The sequence below is a fragment of the Sphingomonas folli genome (assembly GCF_019429525.1).
GTDB lineage: Bacteria > Pseudomonadota > Alphaproteobacteria > Sphingomonadales > Sphingomonadaceae > Sphingomonas > Sphingomonas folii.
In genome coordinates this window covers 61,751-87,868 of the sequence record NZ_JAHXZL010000010.1, presented here as the reverse complement: position 1 = coordinate 87,868, position 26,118 = coordinate 61,751, and the positions used below count along the sequence as shown (strand labels likewise).

Below are 26,118 nucleotides of genomic sequence, written 5' to 3'. Positions count from 1 at the left end.
TACCCCGCGCGCATGACCAGACCCGTGCGCATCGCCCCGTCGATCCTCTCCGCCGACTTCGCGCGGCTGGGCGAGGAGGTGCGCGCGATCGACGCCGCCGGCGCCGACTGGATCCACATCGACGTGATGGACGGCCATTTCGTCCCCAACATCTCGATGGGCCCGGCGGTGGTGAAGGCGCTGCGCCCGCACACCGCCAAGCCGTTCGACGTCCACCTGATGATCTCGCCCGTCGACGCCTATCTCGACGCCTTCGCCGAGGCGGGCGCGGACACGATCACGGTCCATCCCGAGGCGGGGCCGCACGTCCACCGCACGATCCAGCACGTCAAGTCGCTGGGCAAGCGCGCGGGCGTCGTGCTCAACCCCGCCACCCCGGCCAAGATGCTCGACTATCTGATCGACATGGTCGACCTGGTGCTGGTGATGAGCGTCAACCCCGGCTTCGGCGGCCAGCATTTCATCGACAGCCAGCTGCGCAAGATCGCCGCGATCCGCAAGATGATCGACTCGACCGGCCGCGCGATCGACCTCGAGGTCGACGGCGGCATCGACCCGGACACCGCGCGCCGGGCGATCGACGCCGGCGCCGACGCGCTGGTGGCCGGCACCGCCACCTTCCGCGGCGGGCCGGACTGCTACGCCGCCAACATCCGCGCGCTGCGGGGCGGCTGACGCGATGGGCACGGACGGACGCGACCGCGGCCCCGAGGCGCGCGCGGGACAGCCGCACCACGACGAGATCGAGCCGGGCAAGCGGCTGGTGCGCGCCGCGCCCGCGGCGGGCGCCCCGCTGGCGCAGCAGGTGGTGCGCTGGTTCGAGCGACTGACCTGGCGCACGCCGCTGCACGACCGCCGGCTCGACGGGCAGCACCCGCCCAAGCTGCTCGCGGCCCCGGTCGATCCCTTCCCCGGCGACGAGCTGGCGGGCGAGGCGCTGCTCGAGGGCTGGCTGTTCGCCGCGGGCGAGCAGCGCGCCATCGCCGAGCTCGACCCGCTCGCCCCGGCGCGGCCCGGCTTCACCGACTATCTCCACGGCTTCGCCTGGCTGCGCGACCTCGCCGCGACGGGCGAGCGCGAGCGCGCCGCGGCGGTGGCGGAGACGCTGGCGCAGCGCTGGCTGATGGCGCACGGCGAGCGGCCGACCGAGCCGGCGTGGCGCCCCGACGTGGCGGCGCGGCGGCTGCTGATGCTGCTGTTCCACGCGCCGCTGCTGCTCTCGTCGAGCAACCTGGTGGCGCGCTCGCGCGTGCTCACCGCGATGGCGCGCGGCGCGCGTCACCTGGATCGCACCGCCGACAAGGCGCCCCCCGGCGCGGCGCGCGTGCTCGCCTGGGGCGGCGTGGTGGCGGCGGGGCTGCTGCTGCCCGGCGGCGAGACGCGGCGCAGCGTCGGCGAGGACGGGCTGGCGCGCGCGCTGGCGGGCGCGCTGACCGAGGACGGCGGCGTGATCAGCCGCTCGCCGGCGCAGCTGCTCGCGGTGATGGAGACGATCGGGCTGCTGCGCGCGCTCTACGATTCGCGTCGCGAGCCGCTGCCCGAGGCGCCCGCGGCGGCGCTGGCGCGCGCCACGCCCGCGCTGCTCGGCAGCGCGCTGGGCGACGGCGGCCTGGCGAGCTGGCAGGGCGGGCTGCCGCTCGACGCCACCCGGATCAACGACGCGTTGCAGGCGAGCGGCGCGTTCGGGCGGCCGCTGCGCCAGTCGCGCGACTGGGGCTATCAGCGGCTGAGCGCGGGCGGCGCCGTGCTGCTGGTCGACGCCGCCCCGCCCCCCGCCGCGACGGTGGCGGACGGCGGCTGCGCCGCGACGCTGGCGCTGGAATTCTCCGACGGCGCCGAGCGGCTGATCGTGAGCTGCGGCGGCGCCGGCCACGCCCGCGCGCGCGGCAGCGACGCGATGGCGCAGGCGCTGCGCACCACCGCGGCGCACTCGACGCTGGTGATCGCCGACACCAACTCGACCGCGCTCAACCCCGACGGCACGCTCGGCCGCGGCGTCACCGCGGTGGAGCTGGCGCGGCAGGAATCGGACGCGGGCAGCCGGATCGAGGCGCGCCACGACGGCTATGCGCGCCGCTTCGGCTTCGTCCACCAGCGCACGCTGCTGCTCACCGCCGACGGGCGCGAGCTGCGCGGCGAGGACGCGGTGCTGCCCGCGCCGCAGCCGGCGCGCTGGGGCCGCCGAGTCGAGGGCGCGATGACGCCGCTGGCGCTGCGCTTTCACCTCGGCCCCGGGGTCGATGCGGTCGCCACCGCGGACGCGCAGGCGGCGATGCTGCGCACGCCGTCGGGCGCCTTCTGGCAGCTGCGCGCGCGCGCCGACCGGCTGACGGTGGAGGACAGCGTGTGGAGCGACCCGCACGGGCGGCTGGTGCCGACCAGGCAGATCGTGATCGACTCGCTCGCCCCCGCCGGCGGCGCGACGATCGCCTGGGTGCTGCGCCGGGCGCGGTAGGCGGGTGGCTGTCGACGGGTTGGTTGCGCGCGGTTCATCGGAGCGGAGCTTCGCTAAGCGGTTCTCACGCCAGACTGTCGCGGAGAAACGTAGCGCTGCTCTCACCGACTCCCTCCCCTTCAGGGGAGGGCTGGGGTGGGGCTTCTCCGCAGGCGCAGCGTTCGCGGATGCGCCCCGCCCCGACCCCTCCCCTGAAGGGGAGGGGCTAGGTCGCGAGTGCCGCTCCACGCCGGTCGCCCCGCGGCGTCACTGCGTCGCCCTTCACCCCCTCACGGCGCGACGCGCGAGCCGTCGGCGTTGAGCCCCAGGTTGTGGAGCAGCGGCGCCACCTCCGGGTCCTTGCCGTAGAAGGCGCGGAACATCGGGGCGTAATCCTCGGTATGCCCCTTCGACAGGATCATGTCGCGGAAGCGCTGGCCGTTGGCGCGGGTCATCCCGCCGTTGCGCTCGAACCAGTCGTAGGCGTTGGCGTCGAGCATCTTGGTCCACTGGTAGGCGTAATAGCCGGCGGAATAGCCGTTGCCCCAGATGTGGAGGAAATAGCTCGAGCGATAGCGCGGCGGCACGTCGGCGGTGTCGAGCCCAGTCTCGGCCAGCGCCTTGGCCTCGAACGCGTCGGCGTCCTGCGGCCCCGCGCTGGCGGGGAGCGAGTGCCAGCTCATGTCCATCTCCGCCGCGGCCAGCGCCTCGCCGAACGAGTAGCCGGTGTTGAACGTCGCGGCGCGCTTGATCTTGCCGACCAGCTCGGGCGGGATCACCGCGCCGGTGCGATAGTTCACCGCGTAATGCGGCAGCACCTTGGGATCGAGCGCCCAATGCTCGTTGAACTGCGACGGGAACTCGACGAAGTCGCGCGCGGTGTTGGTGCCCGAGACCGACGGATACGTCTGGTTGGCGAACAGCCCGTGCAGCGCGTGGCCGAACTCGTGGAACATCGTCGTCACGTCGTCGAAGGTGATCAGCGCGGGCTGGCCCGCCGCGGGCTTGGTGAAATTGCCCACGTTGTAGATCACCGGCTTGGTGCCGAGCAGCTTCGCCTGGTTGACGAAGTTCGACATCCACGCGCCGCCGTTCTTGTTGTCGCGCTTCCAGTAATCGAAGTACATCAGCCCGATGGTGCGGCCGTCGCCCTCGAACACCTCGTAGACCATCACGTCGGGATGGTAGACGGGGATGTCGGTGCGGCGCTTGAAGGTGACGCCGTAGAGCTGGTTCGCGGCGTAGAAGACGCCGTCGGTCAGCACCTTGTTGATCTCGAAATAGGGCTTCAGCTCGTCCTGGTTGAGGTCGTACCTGGCCTTGCGCAGTTTCTCGGAATAGAGGTCCCAGTCCCACGGCTTGAGCGCGAAGTCGCCGCCCTCGGCCCGGATCTGCGCCTGGAGCTCGCCCGCCTCGCGCTTCTGCTCGGCGGCGACCGGCGCGCCGAGCTGGCGCATGAAGGCCAGCGCGGTCCTGGGCGTCTTCGCCATCTGGTCCGAGAGGACGTAGTCGCCCCAGGTCGCGAAGCCGAGCAGCTTCGCCTTCCGCGCGCGCAGCGCCGCGATCTGGCTGATCGTCGCGCGCGTGTCGTTGGCGTCGCCCTTCGTGGCGCGGGTCCAGCTCGCGCTGAACAGCGCCGCGCGCGTGGCGCGGTCGGTGAGCGAGGCGAGCGCCGGCTGCTGCGTCGTGTTCTGCAGCGTCAGCACGTATTTGCCGGCGAGGCCGCGGTCCTTGGCGGCGTCCGCCGCGGCGGCGATCTCGGCGTCGGAGAGGCCGGCGAGCTTGGCCCGGTCGTCGACCACCAGCGCGCCCGCCTTCGCCGCGGCGAGCAGCTTCTGCTGGAACGCGGTCTCCAGCGTGGAGAGCTGCGCGTTGAGCGCGCTCAGCGCCTTCTTGTCGGCGTCGTTCAGCTGCGCGCCGGCGTGGACCATGTTCTCATAGGTCAGCGTCAGCACCTGGCGCTGCTCGGCGTCGAGCTGGAGCGTGTCGCGCCGGTCGTACAACGTCTTGACGCGCCAGAAGAGGCGCGGATCGAGGTTGATCGCGTCCTGGTGCGCGGCGAACTTGGGCGCGAGCACCTCCTGCGTCTTCTGCAGCACGTCGTCGGTGTTGGCGCCGTTGACGCCCGAGAAGGCGAGGGCCGCGCGCTCGAGCAGCCGGCCCGACTTCTCCAGCGCCGCGATCGTGTTCTCGAAGGTCGGCATCGACCGCACGTTGACGATCGCGGCGATCTCGCGGCGCTGCTCGGCCATGCCCGCCTCGAGCGCGGGGAGATAGTCCGAGTCCTTGATCCGGTCGAAGGGCGGCGCCTGATAGGGCAGCGTGCTGGGCTGGGCGAAGGGGTTGGTCGGGCTCATCGTCTGGGCGACCGCGGAGGAGGACATCAGCGCCACGACGGTGGCGACGGCGAGGGAACGCATCGTTGCTCCTTGAGCTGGAGGATGCGCGCCTGATGCACCCCCTCGGGGGTAGCGGCAAGGGTGCTGCCCTAGGTGAATCGCCGTTGGCGAGGCGTTCTCAGATCCTCCCCTGCAAAGGGAGGTGGCAGGCCGCAGGCCTGACGGAGCAGTGTCGCGGAGAGTGAGTCGGGCTCTCCCTCACCGGCGGCGTCACCCCTCCGACGCGCTGCGCGCGCCACCTCCCCTTGCAGGGGAGGATCGTCAGAACATCGATACCGCCCAGGCCGGTCGCCCCCGCGAAGCGCGGAGCCATCCCCGTAGCGCGCCGGACCCATCCCGCCTTTCCGGGCGCGACCTGGGAGCCACGGCTGGCGCGCACGCCCGGGGCGCCGGTGCCGCGTGAGCGTAAGACGACGGCGGGGCGAGACGCGCCCGGTGCGTCCCGCCTCCATCGACGATAGCCCCCCGCCCGTGCGCCTCAGTCCGCCAGCCGGCCGTCCTTGAGCGCCGCCGCCTCGAAGGTGAACAGCACCTCGGGGTCGGGCAGCGGTACCTCGCGCGCGATCTCGGGCGGCGCGGCGCGGTGGAGCAGGTGCGCCAAGATCGCGCGGCGGGCCGCTTTCTTGTCGTCGGCGCGGACGCAGTGCCATGGCGCCAGCGGCGTGTGCGTGCGCGTCAGCATCACGTCGCGCGCCGCGGTGTAATCGTCCCACTTCGACTGGGCGACCGCGTCCATGTCCGAGACCTTGAGCGCCTTGAGCGGGTCCTCGCGCCGCGCCTCGAGCCGCTCGCGCTGCTCCTCCTTGCCGATGTCGAGCCACAGCTTCACCAGCTTGATCCCGCTCTCCACCAGCATCCGCTCGAAATCGGGGGCGTCGCGGAGGAACTCGGCCTGCTCGGCGGCGGTGGAGAAGCCCATCACCACCTCGACCCCGGCGCGATTGTACCAGGAGCGGTTGAAGATCACGAACTCGCCCGCGGCGGGTAGATGCGCGACGTAGCGCTGGAAATACCATTGCGTGCGCTCGCGGTCGGACGGCTTGGGCAGCGCCACCACGCGCGTGGCGCGGACCGAGCTGTGCTCGACGATCCGCTTGATCGCGCCGTCCTTGCCCGCGCCGTCGCGCCCCTCGAGCACCAGCACCACGCGCTCGCCGCTGCGCGCCGCCGCCTGCTGCGTGTGCACCAGCGCGAGCTGCAGTTCCTCCAGGCTGGCGTGCGCGCCGCCATGCCCGCCACCATGCCCGTCGCCGTTCTTGTCGCCGTGATCCTTGCCCATCCGTGTCGCGCTCCGTCGCCTCAGCTGCGGCTATAACGCACCGGCGGCGGGAGGATGCGCGCTCAGACGGTCAGCGCCACCCGCAGGAAGTCGGGCACGGGGCCGTTCCAGCCGCCGTCGTCGGGCGCCTCGTCGCGGTCGCGGTCGCGGCGGCGGTCGGCGTAGCGCTCCTGCCGCGGCTCGGCCGCGGGTCGCTCGGCGCGCGCCGGGCGCTCGTCGCGCGGCGCGCGACGCGGGCGCTCGGCCGGCTCGGCGGCGACCGCCTCGGCCGGTGGCTCGGCGCGCGCGGGGCGGCGGGCGCCGCGCTCGCGGCCGCGACGGGGACGCTCCTCCGCGACCGCGTCCGCGCCCGCCTCGGCCCCGGCCTCGGCCCCGGGCAGCGCGTCGATCCGCGCGATCTTCTGGCCGGTCAGCTTCTCGATATTCTCGATGTTCTCGAGGTCGTCGGGCGCCGCCAGCGTGTAGGCGACGCCGGTCGCGCCGGCGCGGCCGGTGCGGCCGATGCGGTGGACGTAATCGTCCGGATGCCACGGCGCGTCGAAGTTGAAGACGTGGCTGACGCCCTTGATGTCGAGCCCGCGCGCCGCGACGTCGCTGGCGACGAGGATGTTGACCTCGCCCTTCTTGAACTTGTCCAGCTCCGCGAGGCGCGCCGGCTGGTCCATGTCGCCGTGGATCTCGCCGCTGGCGAGACCGTGCTGCTGCAGGCTCTTGTTGAGCTCGCGCACGGTGGTCTTGCGGTTGCAGAAGATGATCGCGTTGCGCACGTCGTCCCGCTCGAGCAGCTGGCGCAGGACGCGGCGCTTCTCGAGCGACGTGCCCTTCACCGGCACCACCCACTGCGTGATGTTGACGTTGGTGGAGGCCGGGCGCGCCACCTCGATCGTCTTGGGGTTGCTGAGGAAGCGGTCCGCCAGCTTCTTGATCGGCGGCGGCATCGTCGCGGAGAACAGCAGCGTCTGGCGCGTCGCCGGCAGCTTGGTGCAGATCTCCTCGATGTCGGGGATGAACCCCATGTCGAGCATGCGGTCGGCCTCGTCGATCACCAGCATCGAGCAGCCGGTGAGCAGGATCTTGCCGCGGCCGAACAGGTCCATCAGCCGCCCGGGCGTGGCGATCAGCACGTCGACGCCCTTCTCCAGCGCCTTGACCTGGTCGCCCATCTGCACGCCGCCGATCAGCAGCGCCATCGAGAGCTTGTGATACTTGCCGTAGATGGTGAAGTTCTCGGCCACCTGGGCGGCCAGCTCGCGCGTCGGCTCGAGGATCAGGCTGCGCGGCATGCGCGCGCGGCTGCGGCCGTGCGCGAGGATGTCGATCATCGGCAGCACGAAGCTGGCGGTCTTGCCGGTGCCGGTCTGCGCGATGCCGATGATGTCGCGCATCATCAGCACGGGGGGGATCGCGCTCGCCTGGATCGGGGTCGGCTCGGTATAGCCGGTGTCGCCGACGGCGCGGAGAAGTTCGTCGGAGAGGCCGAGATCGGCGAAGCTCATGCAGATGTCCGGGCTGTGGGGCGCGGGCGGAACCGCAGGGATAGCCTGGCCCCGAGCGCTTCCCTATCCGCGATGAGAAGTCAAGGAGAATGCGGGGTGACGGGGGTATGGGCGGCGGTGCGGGCGGGTCGCGGCGCGGGCCTTCCTGTCTCGGCGTGATGCTCGTGGCATACCCGGATGTCACCCCCGCGACGGCGTCATCCTGAGCTCGTCTCAGGATCCACCGCGCCGCGCACCCGGCAGCCGCCGCACCTGCGGGACGGTGGATCCCGGACCAAGTCCGGGGTGCCGGGTAAGTCGCCTCGCGCTACTTCCGCTTCTTCGGCACGAGCGTGCGGAACTTGCTGATCGGGCACAGCGCGCCCGAGCGCGAGCGGATCGCGTCGCGGCCCGCGCAGATCTGGCCGTCGCTGGTCGGGCGCAGGTAGAAGCCGGCGTAGAAGTCGAGCGTCGGGCAGTCGTCGTCGAGCTTGGCGCGGATCCGGCGCGCGCCCTCGATGACGAGGTCGACGTCGCCCTTGGTGTCGATCGCCGCGCCGGTCAGCGCGGTGACGCGCAGGCACTCGGGGCCGCGTTTCTCGTCCCACTCGACCGGCGCCGGCGTCACCACGCGCGCGCCGCGCGGCGCCGGGGCCACGCGCGGGATGCGGATGATCAGCCGCTCGTGGATCGTCAGCTGGGCATAGCGCACCCCGTCCCACGCCGGATCGGGCGCGCGCGCCGACACCGCCAGCGGGGCGGCGGCCAGCAGCGTCAGGACGGGCAGGAAGCGCTGGAACATGCGGCATGGCCCGTTGCGGAGAGTCGGTTGAATGCCGCCTGAATTGAACGCGGCCGCTTTCTCGGGCAAGGGCAGGAGCGTGACCGACGCGCACCACCGCCTCGCCGAGACGCTCGCCGGCCGGCTCGCGCCCGGCGCGATCGTCACCGATCCGGACGCGATCGCCCCCTGGCTGGTCGACTGGCGCCGCCGCTGGCACGGCCGCGCGACGCTGCTGCTCCAGCCGCGCGACGTGGCCGAGGTGCAGGCGATCGTCGCCGCGGCGCGGGAGCTCGCGGTGCCGCTGGTGCCGCAGGGCGGCAACAGCTCGATGGTCGGCGGCGCGACCCCGCCGGCGGACGGCAGCGCCGCGATCCTCTCGCTGCGCCGGATGAACCGGATCCGCCGCCTCGATCCCGCCGCCGGGCTGGTGGTGGCCGAGGCGGGGGTGGTGCTCGCCGACCTCCACGCCGCCGCGCTGGCCGAGCGGCGGCGCTTCCCGCTCTCGCTCGGCGCCAAGGGCAGCGCCACGGTCGGCGGCCTGGTCTCGACCAACGCGGGGGGCACGCAGGTGCTGCGCTTCGGCACGATGCGCGGGCTGGTCGCCGGCCTCGAGGCGGTGCTGCCCGACGGCACGCTGCACGACGGGCTGGCCGCGCTGAGGAAGGACAATCGCGGCTACGACCTCGACCAGCTGCTGATCGGCGCCGAGGGGACGCTGGGCGTCGTCACCGCGGCCACGCTGCGGCTGGTGCCCGCGGTCTTGGCGCGCGCGGTCGCCTGGGTCGGGGTCGCCTCGCCCGACGCGGCGATGGCGCTGCTGCGCCGCTTCCAGCGCGCCACGCCCGCGCTGGAGAGTTTCGAGCTGCTGCCCGACGAGTCGCTCGCCGCGGTGCTGGCCTATCTGCCCGACGCGCGCGCGCCGCTCGGCGCGCGCCACGCCTGGCACGTGCTGCTCGAGGTCACCGCCGACGCCGCGGGCGACGACCCCGCGACGCTCGTCGAGGCCCAGCTCGCCGCCGCGCTCGACGCCGGCGAGATCGCCGACGCCGCGCCGGCGCAGAGCGAGGCGCAGGCCGACGCCTTCTGGCGGCTGCGCGAGTCCATCTCCGACGCCGAGCGCGCCACCGGGCCCGCCGCGCAGCACGACATCGCGGTGCCGGTCGAGGCGATGCCGCGCTTCATGGTCGAGGCCGCGGCGGCGTGCGACGCGCGCTTCCCCGGCACGCGCGCCTCGGGCTTCGGCCATCTCGGCGACGGCAACGTCCATTTCCACGTCCGCGCCGCGCCCGGCACCGACCCGGCGCGCTGGTATGCCGAGCAGGTGCCGCAGGTGTCGCGCTTCGTCCACGACCTGGTCGTCGCGGCGGGGGGCTCGATCGCGGCCGAGCACGGCATCGGCCAGATGAAGCGCGACGAGCTCGAGCGGCTCGGCCCGCCGGCGCGGCTCCACGCGCTGCGCGCGATCAAGCGCGCGTTCGATCCGGGCCAGCTGTTCAACCCGGGCAAGCTCGTCGCGCTTGCGCCCGACCGCGGCAGTGAATAACCCCGGCGGCCATCCGCGCGGCGACCCGGGGCGACGCGCCGCGACCTGACTGCCAACCCTCACCGTCCACTGGAGATTCCCATGGCCAGCGCGCCGCAACTGCCGCTCTTCTACAACGGGCTCGAGCCGCTCTCGAGCGAGACGCACGCCGATTACAAGGTGCAGCCCTCGACCGTCGCGCCCTTCCTCGCCAACCAGCACGCGATCCCGCTCACGGTCGAGGAATTCCCGCTGGTGCAGCGGCACATGCCGATCGTGTTCTCCTCGGGCGACGACGCGATCCCGCTGGCGCTGATGGGGCTCAACGAGGGCGTCAACGTCTTCCTCGACGACGGCGGCAAGCTGCTGGAAGAGACGATCTACGTCCCCGCCTATGTGCGTCGCTACCCGTACATGCTGGCGCGGCTGACCCCGGACGCGCAGGAGCTGTCGCTGTGCTTCGACCCGACCTCGCCGACGATCGGCGCCTTCGCCGAGGGCGACGCGCTGTTCGAGGGCGGGCAGCCCACGGAGCTGACGCGCAACATCCTGCAGTTCAACGAGAACTTCGAGCAGGCCGCGGCGCGCACGGCGCAGTTCATGAACGAGGTGCGCGAGCTCGGCCTGCTGATGGAGGGCGAGGTGACGATCCAGCAGGACGGCGTCGAGCAGCCGTTCGTCTACCGCGGCTTCCAGATGATCGACGAGCAGAAGCTGGTCGACCTGCGCGGCGACCAGTTGCGCAAGATGTCGCAGTCGGGGCTGCTGCCGCTGCTGTACGCGCACCTGTTCTCGCTGTCGCTGATGCGCGATATCTTCGCGCGGCAGGTGCGGCTGGGCAAGGTGCCGCAGCCGCAGCTGACGATGTAACCACCAGCGGGAGAGACGGCGATGGCGACGCGGGCATATCGGGCGGAGCGCTACTCGCGCGTCGCCATCGCCTTCCACTGGACGATCGCCGCGCTGGTGATCTTCAACATCGCCGTCGGGCTGGGGCATGACCCGATCCCGGCGCTGCGCGCGCTGATGCCCGCGCACAAGGCGGTGGGGATCACCGTGCTGGCGCTCACCGCGCTGCGTGTCGCCTGGCGGCTGGCGCACCGTCCGCCGCCGCTGCCCGCCGACACGCCCGGCTGGGAGCGCGGCGCGGCGCACGCGACGCATTGGACGCTCTACCTGCTGCTCGTGGCGCTGCCGCTGAGCGGCTGGGTGATGGTGTCGGGCCCGCAGGGCCGCCGGCCGCTGAGTTGGTTCGGCGCGTTCGACCTGCCCTACCTGCCCGCCACCGCCCCCGCGGCCGAGGGCGCGGCCAAGGCGCACGGGCTGCTCGGCTGGGTGATGCTGGCGCTGGTGCTGCTCCACGTCGCCGCGGCGTTGCGCCACCATCTGGTGCTGCGCGACCGCGTGCTGGCGCGCATGCTGCCGGGGGCGTGAGCCGCGCGCTCGGTTCGTCGCAGCGCGGCGACATTTCGCGTCGCGGGGGTTGCAACCAAAAACCGCCTTCCTAAGTTAATGACGTACGGCGCTCGTGTCCCCCCTTTCGCGAGCCCGTATGACACGCCTCTGGCGTGTCTCCTCCCTGAACCTAGGCCACCGCGTGCTCGCACGCGGTGGTTTTTTTCATTCGGCGGCGAGCGGCGTGCTGCCCGTCGCCGCCAAGGCCTCGTCGGCGAGCGAGTCGATCGTGGCGCGCAGCAGCGCCACCATCGCGGGCGCGCCCGGCCCGAGCGAGTCGAGGCGGCGATCGAGGTAGAGCGAGCGGTCGAGCTCGAGCTGGATCGCGTGCACGCCCTGGTGCGGCCCGGCGTGGCGCTCGAGGATATGGCCGCCGGCGTAGGGCGTGTTGAGCGTGTAGCTCAGCCGCGCCGCGCGCACCGCGCCCTCCACGCGCGCGACGAAGCGCGCGCCCGCGGCGCGGCCGAAGCGGTCGCCGATCACCAGCCGGGTGCGCCCGCCCGCGATCGGCGGCATCGAGTGGACGTCGAGCAGCACCGCGCAGCCGAAGCGCGCGCGCGCCTGCGACAGGGCCTCCGCCAGCGCCGCGTGATAGGGACGGTGCGCCGCCGCGATCCGCGCCTCCACCTCGCCCGCGCTGAGCTTGCAGCGCCACAGCTCGCCCGCCGCCGCGGTGCGCCGCGGCACCAGCCCGATGCCCGCGCGCACCTTCGCCGACAGCGGCGCGCCGCCGCGCGCGCCGTCGTCGAGCAACGGGTCGCGCTCGTGCTCGGCGCGGTTGAGATCGATCCAGGCGCGCGGCGCGTCCTGCACCAGCAGCGTCTCGTCGCGGCGCGCGGCGAGCGCGAGCGCGTCGACCAGCCGGTCCTCCAGCGCGGCGAGGCAGGACAGCGGCGCGCGCAGCGAGTCGCGCAGCGCGGCGGGATAGTCGCGCCCGGCGTGCGGCACCGACAACACCACCGGGCTGGCGGGCGGCGTGTCGCCGATCAGTCGGAAGCTGCGCGTCATCTGCGCGCGACCCTATGGAAGCCGTCGCGGCACCGCAACGCATCGTCGCTCGTTATGGTGACACGGTATGGCAAGGTCGCCCGTTCACCATGTCCGCTGGTGGAAAAATCAACGCGGATCGGGCATAAGCGTCGGCTCGGGAGCATGGACACGTGATGATCAGGATTCTTCTGGCCGAGGATGATTCGGTGATGCGCGAGTATCTCACGCGCGCGCTGGAGCGATCGGGCTATGCCGTCACCGCGGTGGACCGCGGCACCGCCGCGCTGCCGCTGATCACGGAGGAGCGGTTCGACCTGCTGCTCACCGACATCGTGATGCCCGAGATGGACGGCATCGAGCTGGCGCAGAAGGCGCAGGAGCTGGCGCCGGGGATGCGCGTGATGTTCATCACCGGCTTCGCCGCGGTGACGCTGAAGGCGGGCAACGCGATGCCGCAGGCGCGGGTGCTCTCCAAGCCCTTCCACCTGCGCGACCTCGTGCTGGAGGTGGAGCGGCTGTTCGACGTCGACGCCGCCAACGAGCTGATCTGACGCGCGCGCGAAAAGGCGCTTGCGCCCGCCGCCACGGCCGGTTAGAGGCGCCACCCTCGGGCGTGTAGCTCAGTGGTAGAGCACTGTGTTGACATCGCAGGGGTCGCAAGTTCAATCCTTGCCACGCCCACCACCAAAAAATGCCAGCATCCCCTTGGGATGTTGGCATTTTCTGTCTCACCAGCCGGTGAGGAAATCGCCTGACTTCGGCCTTGGCCTTCGCTCGTGAAGCAATTTTGTCACACGAGGAATGCGATGGCTACGATTACAAAGCGCGGACAGCGGTGGTCCGTCCAAATCCGCCGAAAGGGCGTGGCGGCGCAATCACGAACCTTTGCGTCCAAGACCGCAGCTTCAGCATGGGCGACGGCTCAGGAAGCAAGAATCGAGGCAGGCGAGATGCCCACCTCGCTTAGCGTCCTGCGATCAATCTCGTTGTCCGAGCTGCTGGACCGGTACATTGAAGAGGTTACACCCACGAAGCGCAGCGAGGTCACCGAAAGGTATCGCCTACGCCAGATCCAGCGGGATCCGCTTGGCGCGGTCTCGCTGTCGATTCTCAGCTCCCAGCACGTTGCGGAGTACCGGGACCGGCGACTGCTCACGGTGAAGGCAGGCACGATCAGGCGTGAGCTGTCCCTCATTCAGCATGCCTTAGACGTCGCGCAGAAGGAGTGGAGCTTCCGCCTTCCGTGCAATCCGGTGAAGGACATACGGCAACCGCCCCTCAATAACGCCCGTCACCGCCGCCTGGAGGACGGGGAGCTTGAGCGACTCGAACATGCGATGGGTGCTTCCCGCAATCCATGGCTTGCCAACGTGGTCCGATTCGCGATCGAAACTGGCTTGCGCAGGGGCGAGATCGTCGCGTTGGAATGGCGCTGGGTCGATATCGCGCGACGCACGGCACATATCCCGAGAACTAAGACCGGAAATCCACGAACCATCCCACTGACGGACCATGCCCTCGAGATCCTAGAGACGCCGCCATCGCTGGGAACGCATGTCTTCCCGCTTACCTCGAACGCGCTTAAGCTGGCGTGGGTAAGGGCGGTGCGGAGATCGGGCCTTCTGGATCTTCACTTCCACGATCTACGCCATGAAGCGATCTCCCGCTTCTTTGAGTTGGGCCTCTCGCTGCCCGAGGTTGCCATCATCTCCGGCCATCGCGACCCCCGTATGCTCTTTCGATACACGCACCTCCGTCCTGTTGAGCTAGCTCACAAGCTTAAGGGAAGGCGTTGGCCGGGTGGGTCGCAGACCGAGAGGTCGGCCGCCGTGCCGGCGGACTAGGGGCTGCCTGTTCGCGAGAAGAGGGGATCGAAAGGCTCCCCTCTCGCCACACGAGTGATGCGTACAAGGCTCTCCAGTGAGGTTGTTCCTTGCCTGCATTCCCACGCGAGAGATGGTTCAATCTGACCCCTACCCCACCCGCTTATCTCCGCCAGCGTATTACGGTCACCTCTGCCTATCTCGCTGTGGCGTCTAGTACGTTCAAGCAGGACGCGCTTGGTCGTTCTGCCCGCGATCCCTGATCGAGGCGATCGATTCCGGTAAGAAGGTATTGCCAGCAGGCTAGCTTTCCAGGCGCGAGAGGCTGCCAATCGGCTCGCCGAAAGTGACAGGAAGCAACAGAGGAACGCGTGCTTCACGCATGAACAAGTGAAAAACTCGGGCCTGAAACAGGATCGTATTTTCTAGTATCAAGGGTGGTTTTACAGCCATCAAATCGGCCACAATATAAGCGCAGACCATCAAAAATACCGCCGGTTTTTTACGTGCATTCCACTAGACAATCTAATATTTACCAATGCAGTTGACGAGATCGCCCTCAAACTTCTAGACGATTACACGTCGAATCAATGCCCGAGGCTAATAGTGCCGCGCAAAGCCAAGAATGGAGTTCCCAAAGACAGGCAAACAGGTCTTTGGATTCCCAATGAGGTGCTGTTTAACAACATACTGGCCGCGGCGGATAAAATGCTTGTGTCTGAGATCAGGATTCTGCAGAAAAGCAAGGGGTGCTACGCTAGCAATGCTCACTTCGCCCAGATGCTTGGGGTTGGTGAGCGGAGAGTCCGCGAGATGATCGCAAACCTAGCCGCAAGCGAGGTCCTCCGAGTCGAGAATGGCACCAGCAAACGACGCCGCCTCTTCCTCGGAGAGCGAGCTGAGGTGCATACCTTCCCGAAGGGGGTCGTGGGAGAGGACTCTGCCGGAGCATACAATCTTCCTCCTCTTGAAGAGGACGGGGCGGGCAAGATCGGGTCTTCGCCGATCCCGGCAGGAACGGTCCGGGACCAGGCGACGACAACCCGGCACGAAAGCGCGTCATTGAGGCAGGAACCATCCAGCGAACCTGGACGTGTGGAGCCTAGCAACCTGGACGATAAGGCCCCTGCAACCCGGACGGAAACGCCCACAGAGATAACACCTAAAACACATGGAGAGAAAAAGAAGAAAGAACAGGAAGAACTCAAAAGGGAATTTGGTGTTTTTGTTCCTGGAGCCATCAAGCCTGATTTGTGGCGACGATGGGTACAACACAACGAAGCGCAGGGTCGGCGCTTGACGAGCAGCCAGATGGAATCTCAAATAGCTGATATCGGCCGGCTGTTCCATGAGGGCTACGTTGTGGATGACATTATCAATAAGGCGATATCGGCAAACTGGAAGACGTTCTACCCACCGAATACGCCAAAACAGCGTCGCTGGACTGACTTCGATGGCGAACCACGCAGAGGCAAACACATCTTGTAACTTGCGAAGGTGAACGCGCTTGACGCTCGAAAGCCCCCCAACCCCTCTTCTTCCCGCTGAGGCTGCCAAAACTCGGCGCGGGAAAGCGCCATTTCTGGCGGATCTCTGCGGCTTTGCGGCGAACGCAATCGGGCAGGCACCCCAATCAGGTTCTCCGCCATGCCGTCAGGTTGGATCAGTTCCTCCGCCATGCCCTGCCATGTTCGTGACATGTGTTCGGCGGTCAGCATCGAAGTCGCTTCCGAACGCCTTTGGAGCAGACATTTCGAGTCACCGGCTTTCCGTGATAGCCGTCGCTGGAGGGATCGAGGCTGGCGGGTCACCAGATAATGCTAATTGCCGTTGTTGGGCCGTACGCGACATGCGTTGCGCCGGTAGCGCGTGGTTAGTGGCTCGGGTCAAGCTGCCTACGAAGCCCTTCAAACGACGCTATGCGAGTCTATGTGATCGCCTCTGTGGTTTCGACGATATGAGCCGCGGCGCGCCACCCTGGCCGCCTCACGACGCTCCTTCGAGCCGTGGCACGGTCACGCACATTTGCACCAGCCGGAGATCGATCGTCCGTCGCTGAGAAGGGCAATCCGTCTCTCTTTGAAGGGCCGTCCGCGGCGTGAGACTGCCCCGGAGGATGGCTCTCAGTAGGGTATACTCCAACGCGACACAAAACGGGACAGCTAAACCCGTCTCAATAGGGTTGATCAAAAATCGGCAAACTCTGAGATGGCAGCCTCTAAGCCCTAACGAGACGGAGTCCACATGCTTGTCGGATATGCCCGCGTCAGTTCCGTCGGCCAAAGCCTCGACGTACAGCTCGACCTTTTGGCGAAAGCCGGATGCGAGAAGGTGTTTTCCGAAAAACGATCTGGTCGAAGCACCACGGACCGGCAGGCGCTGGCTGACTGCATTGACTTCGTCCGTGAGGGCGACGTCCTCGTTGTTACGCGGCTCGATCGTCTCGCTCGGTCCGTCGTCGACCTTTTTACGATCTTAGAGCGGCTTGATGCGAAGAAAATCGGGTTCCGCTGTCTCCAGCAATCCGGAGTGGACACGGATAGCTCGACCGGGCGGTTGATGCTTGCGATCCTCGGCGCCGTCGCCGCCTTTGAAGCGGATATACGCAAGGAGAGACAGGCTGACGGGATCGCTAAGGCCAAGGCCGCCGGCGTTTACAAGGGGCGAAAGCCCAGCGTTGATGTCGCACGCGTCCGTGAGCTTCATGAAGCGGGCAAGAGAGCCGCGGAGATAGCCCGCGAGCTGGGTATAGGTCGCGCGAGTGTGTACCGTGCAATTGGTTCAGCCAGCCCCACAAGACCAGCGGAGCTTGCCAGTTGACGGGACTGGCCGCCCGATGCGCGGCGCGTCAGGAGCATCGATCGCATTCGTAGGATCGAAGGCGGATAACGGCAAAGCCTTGGTCAACGAAACACGACATCTTGAGAGGATAAGAAGCGCATGCGCGTCTACGTTGCAAACTTCGGCTTGGAGAACTATGAGTGGCCACGTTGTCGTGAGAACAACGTCGTGGCCACGATGCAGGACGAGCGTGTTCATGCCTTCTGGCAAGCAGGAGATCGCGCCGCGTATATCGATTACGCGATTCGCAATCTGAAGACGGCACGAGGGATTGCTCCCATCCCCGCAGTTGCTGGTCGATGGTTTAACCTCGGATCTATCATCGTTGGCAGCGAGGATGACCTCTGGCTGCATCGAGACGGAGACATGCTGTGGTGGACCATCACCAATAAAGATCCAGCTACGATCACGTTGGAGCCTGACCTCAGACCCAAGGCGTGGGGCAGTCCTGACGTTTACTACTACCGCAAACCGTGTCAGCCGTGGGCTTGTCACGATCGACGTGGAAGGCGGCTCGAGTGGAAGGGGCTACACCCCAAGTCACATGACTTCTTTGCCACTGAGGCGACGCTTCAACAGCTCAGCGAGCGGTATGCGGGTTACGCCTTGGCGATCGTCAACGGCGATGATCTGACACCGTGGCACTCTCTCCCGGAGTGGCAGGCGAAACAGGCCAATCGGCCCGGAGCCGCTCGGAATTTCAACGCTCGCGAGGTAACGATCGCGGAAATGGTGCGTAACGCCCAGTACACGGCATCTTCAGCAAACGGCCAGAGCCGTGTCCGTATCGTAAAGAACAAGGATTTTCGGTTTGCAGGCCCAAGAGAGGCCGAGGCTTACGTGGACGCCCTGTACGATGCTCAGGGCGGGCTGTGCGCCATCAGCGAACTGCCTATGCAGCTGTCGGGAGGGGATGACCACGAAATGCGCTGCTCTCTCGATCGGATCGACAGCAACGGCCATTATGAACCCGGAAACGTCCAGATTGTCTGCCGTTTTGTCAACCGATGGAAGGGTGCCTCAGATGACGCTGAGTTCCGCCGATTGATGGAGATCATTCGGATAGCGATATAGGCTCGCGGGATGGTCGCACGGCGAAATTCCTTAGAACGCGCGATCACCCACGCATTGGCGGCGGACTCGTGCCACCCCGGCGCCTTGCTCTACCCCACCCGAACGTCCGCATGTCGACAACGTGGCGGCCCTGCCCCTCCTAGCCCGCCAAGGGTTGCTGGGAGACGCATGAGCGTCTGACTATCACCATGTCGCGGCGATTAGGGGCTTCAGAAATCGCAGCCGTGGTGTACTCGCCGCCCAGACCAGAACGAGAACGGCCCAAAACACCTCGTACGCACTCGGTAGGACGCTCATGTCAGAAGAACTAAAGCAGCGTGGTTTGGAGAAAGGTGGAGAGCCATATGGTCCCCTTGAATACCTGAATATCGGCGCAACGACGCTGGGTGCTTTGAAAGCAGCCAAGCTAATCCCGCCCCGGGATTACACAGGTTTCGAGAACCGCAAGCCTGATGCTCTGATCGTTGATCAACGCAGCGGCAAACCCCGTGTTGTGGCGGTAATCGAGTTCAAAGACAACCTTCGTCGGGATGACGGGATAGCACAGGCGGCCACAGTTGCGGCCGCCTTAGGTGCCAAATTCGCTATCTCGTCCGACACCGTTGCCTCGTTCTGGTTTCTTCCCGCTGAGCTGGGCCAGTACAATCCTATTCGCCGGGCTGATGGGACCATCCTAAACACCCCATTTCTTTCACCTGGCCACCAAGATCAGGCCCGCGTAGATGCCGCACGCATACTCGTTGAGAGCCTTGACGAGCGACTAGACGGGGACGTCCTTCCAGAACGGAGAAGCCTTAACCCCTCGGGACTCGCGAGATCAGTTTGGCAGGACATATACACGGCCGGAAACACGCCTTCACCAGCACAGGCGCTGTCCACATTCGTCGAAATATTTATGTTCAAATACCTTTCAGATCTAGGCATCTTGACAACCGATGATAACGGCACGGAGATATCCTTCGAGGCCGTTCTTGCGAAGCCGGCGGAGCAATGCCTCCGCTATTATCGCGCGAACGTGCGAGATCGCATCCGGGATAAGTTCCCGTCAAGTCAGGTCGACCGCACTACACTTGTTAACGGCTTCGCCCTGAACCCCGGCAACAGTGATCACAACTACGTTTTCAAGTCCATTCTCACAAAGTTTAAGGAATACGAACTTTCCGAGGATGGCGGTAAATTTATTCACATTGACAAGGAATTTAAGTCACGCCTGTTTGAGGATTTCCTCAAGGGCAGCGTTGGACAGCGATCCTTAGGGCAATTCTTTACGCCGCGACGGCTGATGAAGGGCATTGTCGACATGGCCGACGTAGAGTCGTTGCCCGCAGGCTCGGTGATCGCGGACCCGGCTTGCGGCGTAGGGGGCTTTCCCTTGGAGGCTGCGGCACGCAGAGCAGCACGATTAAACAGACCTGAGTTTAGTCTTTCGGTCGAACGCCGCAGGGAGGGTCGCCGAACGGTCGAACATCCGAAGGTAACCTCAGACATAGAGTATCGTGGCTTCGACAAGGGCAGCGACCGCCTTGACGAGAACCTTGCGATTATCTTGGCCAAGGCGAACTTCGTTATTTATCAGTCGGACCTACTCGTTGAGCATCCCAACGCCACACGCGCAATGGCGGAGTGCTTCAATGAGGTGTTTCAGGCGTATACAGAAACTAGCCTGGGATCGCTATCTGAAATAAATGAGGATGCCTACCACCTCGTTCTCTCGAACCCTCCATACCTAAACAGTGGCGCTGGAAGTATAAAGGATGCGGCCAGACGGGCGGGGTTGAGCTATACGGCTGGTGGCTCGGGCCTCGAAGGTCTCTTCGTCGAGAAGATCGTCCGCGAGTTGGCGCCGAACGGACGCGCCTTCATTATCCTCCCTGACGGCGTATTCTTGCGATCGGCCGACGCCCGCCTCCGGGCCTGGGTAGCGGAACGCTGCTCGATAGACGGGATTATCTCCCTTCCAGTTAAGACCTTCTATGCGGTGAAGAAGAAGACGTACGTTCTTTGCATCACTCGCAAGTCAGAGCCAGGTGCCGGCCAAAACCATCCAGTGTTCGCATACCTCGTCGGCTCCTTTGGCGAAAGCCTGGACGGTATGCGGTTTCCTACCCACGAAACCGACATGCCAGAGTTGGCGCGGCTCTATCGCAGCTTTATCAGCGTGAAAGGCCGGTTTGCTGAGGATCCAGAGGCAGGCTCACACCTCTCATCACCGAAGGTTAAGCTGATCCCCGCGGCGGACGTTCTTACGTCAGGCTCCTGGTCGGTCGATCGTTTCTGGACACCGGAAGAGAAGGTTGCGCTTGGCATTCACGAGGAGCTGACCACCATCACGGAGGAGGAATTCTTCGACTCCGTCCGGGCTGTGTACGTTGAGCTTGGAGACTTGATCTCGGGGATCGATGATGCCGAGTGAGACTTATCGTGACTTTCGCGTCGACGAGCTGTTTGACATTGGACGAGGTAAAACTCGCTACATCAAACGCTACTATCGAGAACATCCAGGGCCTTACCCCGTTTTCTCAGCCTCCACCGACGAGGCCGCGGTCGCGGGATGGGTAGACCGCTTCGACTTTAACGAAGATTGTCTTACTTGGACAACAAACGGGTACGCGGGAGAGGTCATCCGGCGCAATGGCCGGTTCTGCGCAACTCGCGACGTAGGCGTTCTGTCGCCCAAAAAAGAACTCCGAGACCGTATCTCGCTTGCCTATTTCGTTCCAGCGCTGACAACAGCCTTCAAGGCGGCCGCCACTGGGCGTTTGAAGGAAAATGGCGAAAGCGATTATACTAAAATCGCCACCGGCGCGGCCGCAGGCGTGTTCGTATCCGTGCCAATATCATCTGACAAGCTGCCCGATCTAGCTGCTCAAGAGGAGGTAGCTGGCCGGTTCGAGAAGGTTGCATCCTTCCAGCGCAAGCTGGCGGGGATGTCCAACCATGTAAGTTCATTGAATGTCGCATACCCGAGCCTCTCTCCACCCTTCAAGGAATTCGCCCTTCTGGACATCTTCGAGGAGCCGTTTCGAGGAAGCGGGAAGATGACCCAAAGGTACATATTGACTACTCCGGGTCCGTTCCCCGTCTACACAGGATCTTCGCGTCGAAACGAGGTCGCCGGGTACGTCGCATCCGCTGATTTCGAAGGCCCGTGCTTGACGTGGGCCGCGGACGGATATGCTGGACATACGTTCGTGAGAGATGGCGCCTTCAGCGCGAACTCTCATTGCGGCATCCTCCGCGTCCGCGACGATGTCCGCGATAAGATATACCTGCCCTACATGGAGCTTGTCCTTACCCCAGTGTTCCTCGACATAGCGATTGGAAGATTCCGAGAAGACGGTTCACCTGATTACACTCGGGTCACAACTGACATGGTGAAGCAGTGCAGCTTTGCTCTTCCTACGGACCAATACGGTTTGCCGGACCTCGAACGGCAACAAAAGCTCGCTGACAAGATGAATGCACTTAGAAGCAGGCAACAGCTCGTCATCAGCCGCTTAGAACGCATTGCCAAAATGAGGGTGACGATCGCCGGATTCGAGCCAAGGTAAGCCTCGCTGCCGCTTCGCACGACCCTTTAGCCGCCAGCCGACCGGTCACAAGACGGTCCGTCGAGCTGGCGCATGCCGGCTTCTCGGCACGAGAGGTTAGCGAGGTTGGCTGGTCTTCCTCATGGTGTCCACCGCGTGCTACCGGTCGCCTATGATCACGTTCGTTCGCCTTGAGAATTGGAAGAGCTTCGAGGATGCGAGGCTCCACATTGATCCGCTCACGGTAGTGATCGGCACGAACGCAAGCGGCAAATCGAATCTGATCGACGCTCTGACGTTCTTGAGCCGATGCGGGACTGGGCTGCTGCTCACGTCCGCGCTTTCAGGGCGATAGCATAACGAACGGCATGCGTGGTGGTCTGGAGTGGGCCGCGCGGCAGCCCGGAGACTCTTTCAAGCTCGCCGTCGGCGTTCAACTCGGCGACATCACCAGCTACGAGTACGAGCTTAGTTGCGTTATCCGTGACAATCGCTGTGAGCTTCTGGCAGAGCAGCTTGAACGTGTACGCTACCGCGCGAGAAGAGATGGTACGTTCACGGAAAGCGGCCGCATAAAGCTCTACACCACTGACCCACTAGCTCCCGACTCGCCGAACATCACGGCGCGTTTATACAATGAGAAGCGAGGCACACCTCGCCAGCTGAGCCGATCCAGCGTCATCCTCCATCAGCTTCGCGGACAGAAGTTGAGATCTGAGATCGAGGACGGCGTTAGCCAAGTTCTCGCCGCTTTACAAAGCATCTTCATCCTGGATCCGATCCCGTCTCATATGCGTGGCTTCTCGCCCCTTTCAGATAGGCTGGAGAGTGACGCACGGAACATAGCGGGTGTTCTAGCCGCGCTGCCTCACGACGAGCGGCGAGCCGTTGAGGAGGAACTTACTAATTACGGCAAGCAGCTCCCAGAGAGAGACATTAATCGGGTCTACGCTGAGGTGGTTGGCAAGTTTAAAAGCGACGCGATGCTGTATTGTGAGGAGCAGTGGAACGGGAGTCACGAAGCTCCCGTTGTCGATGCTCGTGGTATGTCGGATGGCACGCTTCGTTTCCTAGCGATAGTGGTGGCTCTATTAACTCGACCAAAAGGCAGCCTCTTAGTTGTGGAGGAAGTTGACAACGGTCTTCATCCTTCGCGTTCCGGGTTGCTACTTGATGTTCTAAGGACGGTAGGCACGCGGAGATCGGTGGACATCGTCGTGACGACTCACAATCCAGCCCTGCTTGACCGCATGGGATTGGAGATGATCCCAATGACTACGGTTGCTCACCGCGACCCGGAAGCTGGCTTTAGCAGACTTACGCTGCTGGAGGACATCAGAGATTTGCCTAAGCTTCTAGCACACGGCCAGGTCGGCCGACTCACAAGCGAAGGATTGATCGAGGAAGCCATCCACCGCCAGAACGCTGACTCGTAATGTCGCAGTCGGTAGTCATCATCGACACATCAGTCTTGTGCTGTTGGCTGCGGGTCCCAGGCCGCGAAACCGCTGGAAGCGGGGATGAACGCTATGATTATGAGAGAGCTACGCGGGAGTTAGACGCGGCTGTTGCTAGCGGCGCAACTCTCGTTCTTCCGATTGCGGCGGTCATCGAAGCCGGGAACTTCATCGCACATGGAAGCGAACATCGCCACGAAGCAGCCTTACGACTGATGGGTCAACTACGAGCCGCCCTGAACGCCGACACTCCTTGGGGAGCGTTCGTAGAGCAAAGCAGCCTTTGGTCAGAGGAGCATCTCGGCAGGCTCGTCGAGGACTGGCCAGCCATGGCTGCCCGTCAGGTCGGCATCGGAGACGCCACCATCGCCAGTGTGGCAGCGTATTATGCGCGATCGGGCATGCAGGTGAGCATTCTAACGAGCGATGCCGGGTTGAGGCAGTATCAATCAGCGGTTGTGCCGCCAACTCCGCGTCGGCGAAGATTCAGGCGAAACTAGTCCGCCTACGAGCTTGCGGGATTGCTGCTCCTCCACGGAGGGTGGGGGTAGGGGGCGGCACGTGGTACAGAAGACCCGGCCATCGATCTGAGCGGTTCCATACCCGGTCTCACGCGCCTCTCTTGTGTAATTCGGTATCCCTGCGAAGGTACCCGAAAGACCACTTTCGGGGGAACCAGGGGGGCAAGAACAATCACATTCTTGTCACAACGAACGTGGAACTGGCGCTATTGCACCGCACTCCCCTCGCGGCTAACTTACGGGCGAGTGCAGGCTAAGGCGCTGCAAGTGAGGGCTTTTTTGGTGAATTGTTGACCGGAGCAGTTGGGTTGTTCTGTGTTGACATCGCAGGGGTCGCAAGTTCAATCCTTGCCACGCCCACCACGTAAGTCGGCTCTATCCGGTCCTTCTCAGCGCCTCAGCTGAGGGACCGGATAGAGCGACTTCGGCATTTCCCCTGATGTATGACCGCCCGCCCGCGCGACGTCTGTCCGGCGAGCGACTGGCCGACCGCGCGGCAGAGGCTGATCCGACTGGTGTGAACCAGCGGGGTGCGCCTGCGCGCGAAGGAGCCCAGGGCCACGCGCCCGCGTCCGCCGGGTGACGGTCAGCCCGGAGGGATCTCACGCCTCGCCGGCCCGGCGTGGCCCGGGCACGCCGAGCGCTCAGAGACTGATGTCGCGCCGCGCCATCTCGCGCGCGGCGATCTCACCCAGCGGGCCGCGTCGCTCGCCCCTGAAGATGTCGGCCAGGTCGAGCAGGTCCTCGTTCTCCAGGCCCTCGATCGACCGCTCGACGTCGGCGAGGAACTGCACGGCGCGCGAGTCTCTGGCGGCGAGCCGCTTCATCCGGGTTTTCAGCATCTACCCTGCCTAACACGCCCGTGCGCCTCCCGGGAGTCCTCGACGCGCGCCCGCTTCGCGACTTCGGGGCGATAACGGCACATCGTCGACCTACCCCCGAGCGCGCGATCCGGCCGCGTCGATCGCGGCCCGCCACCGCGATCTCGGGACCGGCTCCTCGGCCGGGCAACGCGCGCGGCCGGTACTCCGACAGATCTCACGGCCATGTCTCGCGCGCGATCAAGGAGTTTGCTTCGGCCCGCGATGTTTCCGCTCCACCTCGGCACGGTCCTGGCCCGTCCGCGCTACAATAGAGACGGTAGCGGAGGCGTTCAATGCACCCGCTATCACCGGCGTACATCATACCGCCGCCACCCTCACGTGGCGGCGGTATTCATTTATTCAGGAAAACAACAAGATGAAGCGGGTCCTCCGATTGATCTCCCACGCTGCGGCACTGATCGCGCCGCTGACACCTACCATCGTCGCGGCGGCACCGGCGGTGATCGCGCATCGCGGCGTCTTCCACGACGTCGACAGCCGCCAGACGCTGCCCGAGAATTCCTATGACTCCGTGGTGCGCGCGTACAAACTCGGGCTGAGCGGGGTCGAGCTCGACCTGCGGCTCGATTCGTCGGGCGATGTCCTCATCGTCCACGACTTCCTCTCGGGTCGCTCGACCGAGCAGGACAATTACGCCGGCAAGCTCAACGCGGTCGACGTTCTGCTCAAGAACCAGGGCAGCGCCACGACGGTCCATTTCGCCGAGCATGACACCGAGTTCTGGCGCAGCAAGGCGCTCAAGGCGTACGGCCGCGGCGCCACCGTCTTCTATCCGTCGCTCAGCGGCGACGGCGACCATGTGCAGAGCCTCTACTCGATGCTGAAGGCCCTGTGGGACAATCATCCCGAGATCATGAGGAGCAACTTCATGATCGTGCTCGACGTGCAGGACGCGACCGTCTTCTCGAAGGCGGCGCAGCAGGTCCGCGACATCCACTCGACCGCCAACGTCTATCTCAAGTTCTTCGTCCATCGCGCGATCGCCGGCGACGCGACCGCGAGCGGCGCCAACACCTGCTACGACTATGAGAAATCGCACGGGCTGCTGGGGGTCAAGATCATCCCGCAGATCAACGACGGCGAGTTGGACATCACCGAGGACGACGACGCGGGCATCGAGGCCTTCGGCACCAAGTACACGATCAACGACTATCTGACCTGTTGGGCCAATGCGGCGAAGGGCAGCGACGGCGCCGAGATGCCGATCGTCAGCGCCAGCGTGCCCGCCAACAACGCGAACGCGACGAACGCCGCCTATGCGGCGCTGCAATGGGCGGCCAACCACGATCGGCGCCGCATGTCGATCGTCCCCAATCCCGACGCCGGACGCACCATCAACGGCACCTGCACGCTGTTCCAGTTCCGCGGCAACGACAACGCCGCGGCCTATTTCAACACGCAGGCGCGCACCGCCAAGACCAACTTCGCCGACAAGTCCGGCGCGGACTTCATCGTCTGGGACGTGATGGGCGACGTGGGTCACCAGGTCTCCTACGTCTCCCCGAACAAGTTCGACTCCAACCTCTGCTGACGGGCGGCAGCGCGCGGTGATCTGCCGCGCGCCGTCTCCACCGCGCGCGACCGTCACGTCCACCCTGTCCGGATCGATCGATGCCCCCGTTACCGTCCCGCTCATGGCGGCGGCTGATC

Annotated in this window: 21 protein-coding genes and 1 tRNA gene; 16 read left to right on the top strand and 6 right to left on the bottom strand. The window is 65.8% G+C overall.

The genetic code is table 11. The features are described from left to right. Nucleotides 1-12: 12 nt before the first annotated feature. Together rpe and KZ813_RS15310 are read left to right on the top strand one after the other, a co-directional pair. A complete protein-coding gene (gene rpe / locus KZ813_RS15315; RefSeq protein WP_219755851.1) occupies nucleotides 13-675 on the top strand; it encodes a ribulose-phosphate 3-epimerase in 663 nt (220 codons plus the stop codon). 4 nt (nucleotides 676-679) lie between these two features. Further along, nucleotides 680-2,455 carry a heparinase II/III family protein gene (locus KZ813_RS15310; RefSeq protein ID WP_219755850.1) on the top strand — a complete coding sequence of 592 codons (1,776 nt, stop codon included), beginning with the start codon at nucleotides 680-682 and terminating at the stop codon, nucleotides 2,453-2,455. A 269-nt stretch (nucleotides 2,456-2,724) separates the two neighbouring features. Here the strand turns inward: KZ813_RS15310 and KZ813_RS15305 are convergent, their stop codons facing one another. The 4 genes from KZ813_RS15305 to KZ813_RS15290 all read right to left on the bottom strand — a co-directional run bounded on the left by KZ813_RS15305 (nucleotide 2,725) and on the right by KZ813_RS15290 (nucleotide 8,389). Further along, entirely contained in the window at nucleotides 2,725-4,854 is a 2,130-nt protein-coding gene (locus KZ813_RS15305) for a M3 family metallopeptidase (protein ID WP_219755849.1), read from the bottom strand. A 457-nt stretch (nucleotides 4,855-5,311) separates the two neighbouring features. Further along, entirely contained in the window at nucleotides 5,312-6,112 is an 801-nt protein-coding gene (gene ppk2, locus KZ813_RS15300; protein ID WP_219755848.1) for a polyphosphate kinase 2, read from the bottom strand. 62 nt (nucleotides 6,113-6,174) lie between these two features. Further along, nucleotides 6,175-7,608, bottom strand: a complete 1,434-nt coding sequence (locus KZ813_RS15295) for a DEAD/DEAH box helicase (RefSeq protein ID WP_219755847.1) — start codon at nucleotides 7,606-7,608, stop codon at nucleotides 6,175-6,177. A 307-nt stretch (nucleotides 7,609-7,915) separates the two neighbouring features. Continuing rightward, nucleotides 7,916-8,389, bottom strand: coding sequence for a hypothetical protein (locus tag KZ813_RS15290; protein WP_219755846.1), 474 nt, complete (start codon nucleotides 8,387-8,389; stop codon nucleotides 7,916-7,918). 31 nt (nucleotides 8,390-8,420) lie between these two features. On the opposite strand from KZ813_RS15290, the gene KZ813_RS15285 reads away from it, so the two are divergent. The 3 genes from KZ813_RS15285 to KZ813_RS15275 all read left to right on the top strand — a co-directional run bounded on the left by KZ813_RS15285 (nucleotide 8,421) and on the right by KZ813_RS15275 (nucleotide 11,327). Continuing rightward, entirely contained in the window at nucleotides 8,421-9,914 is a 1,494-nt protein-coding gene (locus KZ813_RS15285) for an FAD-binding oxidoreductase (RefSeq protein ID WP_219755845.1), read from the top strand. A gap of 81 nt (nucleotides 9,915-9,995) precedes the next feature. Further along, nucleotides 9,996-10,763 carry a SapC family protein gene (locus KZ813_RS15280; RefSeq protein WP_219755844.1) on the top strand — a complete coding sequence of 256 codons (768 nt, stop codon included), beginning with the start codon at nucleotides 9,996-9,998 and terminating at the stop codon, nucleotides 10,761-10,763. Nucleotides 10,764-10,784: 21 nt separating this feature from the next. Next, nucleotides 10,785-11,327 carry a cytochrome b gene (locus KZ813_RS15275; protein WP_219755843.1) on the top strand — a complete coding sequence of 181 codons (543 nt, stop codon included), beginning with the start codon at nucleotides 10,785-10,787 and terminating at the stop codon, nucleotides 11,325-11,327. Nucleotides 11,328-11,513: 186 nt separating this feature from the next. Here the strand turns inward: KZ813_RS15275 and KZ813_RS15270 are convergent, their stop codons facing one another. Then, on the bottom strand, nucleotides 11,514-12,356 hold the full coding sequence (locus KZ813_RS15270; RefSeq protein WP_219755842.1) for an N-formylglutamate amidohydrolase: 843 nt from the start codon (nucleotides 12,354-12,356) through the stop codon (nucleotides 11,514-11,516). 155 nt (nucleotides 12,357-12,511) lie between these two features. On the opposite strand from KZ813_RS15270, the gene cpdR reads away from it, so the two are divergent. The 10 genes from cpdR (at nucleotide 12,512) to KZ813_RS15220 (ending at nucleotide 23,042) form a co-directional block, all read left to right on the top strand. Beyond that, nucleotides 12,512-12,889, top strand: coding sequence for a cell cycle two-component system response regulator CpdR (gene cpdR, locus KZ813_RS15265; RefSeq protein ID WP_219755841.1), 378 nt, complete (start codon nucleotides 12,512-12,514; stop codon nucleotides 12,887-12,889). A gap of 58 nt (nucleotides 12,890-12,947) precedes the next feature. Further along, a tRNA-Val gene (locus KZ813_RS15260) sits at nucleotides 12,948-13,022 on the top strand. Nucleotides 13,023-13,324: 302 nt separating this feature from the next. Continuing rightward, nucleotides 13,325-14,182, top strand: coding sequence for a site-specific integrase (locus tag KZ813_RS15255; RefSeq protein WP_219755840.1), 858 nt, complete (start codon nucleotides 13,325-13,327; stop codon nucleotides 14,180-14,182). Between the two features lie 651 nt (nucleotides 14,183-14,833). Next, the gene (locus KZ813_RS15250; protein WP_219755839.1) at nucleotides 14,834-15,649 is read left to right on the top strand and encodes a phage replication initiator YdaU family protein; all 816 of its coding nucleotides are present in this window, start codon (nucleotides 14,834-14,836) and stop codon (nucleotides 15,647-15,649) included. Between the two features lie 756 nt (nucleotides 15,650-16,405). After that, nucleotides 16,406-16,981, top strand: a complete 576-nt coding sequence (locus tag KZ813_RS15245; protein ID WP_219755838.1) for a recombinase family protein — start codon at nucleotides 16,406-16,408, stop codon at nucleotides 16,979-16,981. Between the two features lie 120 nt (nucleotides 16,982-17,101). Beyond that, nucleotides 17,102-18,076: a hypothetical protein gene (locus KZ813_RS15240; protein ID WP_219755837.1), complete on the top strand. Its 975-nt coding sequence runs from the start codon at nucleotides 17,102-17,104 to the stop codon at nucleotides 18,074-18,076. Nucleotides 18,077-18,371: 295 nt separating this feature from the next. Continuing rightward, nucleotides 18,372-20,489 carry an HsdM family class I SAM-dependent methyltransferase gene (locus tag KZ813_RS15235; protein ID WP_219755836.1) on the top strand — a complete coding sequence of 706 codons (2,118 nt, stop codon included), beginning with the start codon at nucleotides 18,372-18,374 and terminating at the stop codon, nucleotides 20,487-20,489. Continuing rightward, a complete protein-coding gene (locus KZ813_RS15230; RefSeq protein WP_219755835.1) occupies nucleotides 20,476-21,627 on the top strand; it encodes a restriction endonuclease subunit S in 1,152 nt (383 codons plus the stop codon). Before KZ813_RS15235 ends, KZ813_RS15230 begins: the two co-directional genes overlap by 14 nt. Before the next feature lie 121 nt (nucleotides 21,628-21,748). Next, on the top strand, nucleotides 21,749-21,961 hold the full coding sequence (locus tag KZ813_RS20495; RefSeq protein WP_373369285.1) for an AAA family ATPase: 213 nt from the start codon (nucleotides 21,749-21,751) through the stop codon (nucleotides 21,959-21,961). A 13-nt stretch (nucleotides 21,962-21,974) separates the two neighbouring features. Next, entirely contained in the window at nucleotides 21,975-23,042 is a 1,068-nt protein-coding gene (locus KZ813_RS15220; RefSeq protein ID WP_219755833.1) for an AAA family ATPase, read from the top strand. Nucleotides 23,043-24,228: 1,186 nt separating this feature from the next. On the opposite strand, the gene KZ813_RS15215 is transcribed toward KZ813_RS15220, so the two are convergent. Beyond that, nucleotides 24,229-24,426 (bottom strand): hypothetical protein, encoded by a 198-nt coding sequence (locus tag KZ813_RS15215; RefSeq protein ID WP_219755832.1) that lies wholly within the window; start codon nucleotides 24,424-24,426, stop codon nucleotides 24,229-24,231. 397 nt (nucleotides 24,427-24,823) lie between these two features. Between KZ813_RS15215 and KZ813_RS15210 the strand changes: the two genes are divergently transcribed. Further along, nucleotides 24,824-25,999: a glycerophosphodiester phosphodiesterase family protein gene (locus KZ813_RS15210; RefSeq protein ID WP_219755831.1), complete on the top strand. Its 1,176-nt coding sequence runs from the start codon at nucleotides 24,824-24,826 to the stop codon at nucleotides 25,997-25,999. Nucleotides 26,000-26,118: the final 119 nt, after the last annotated feature.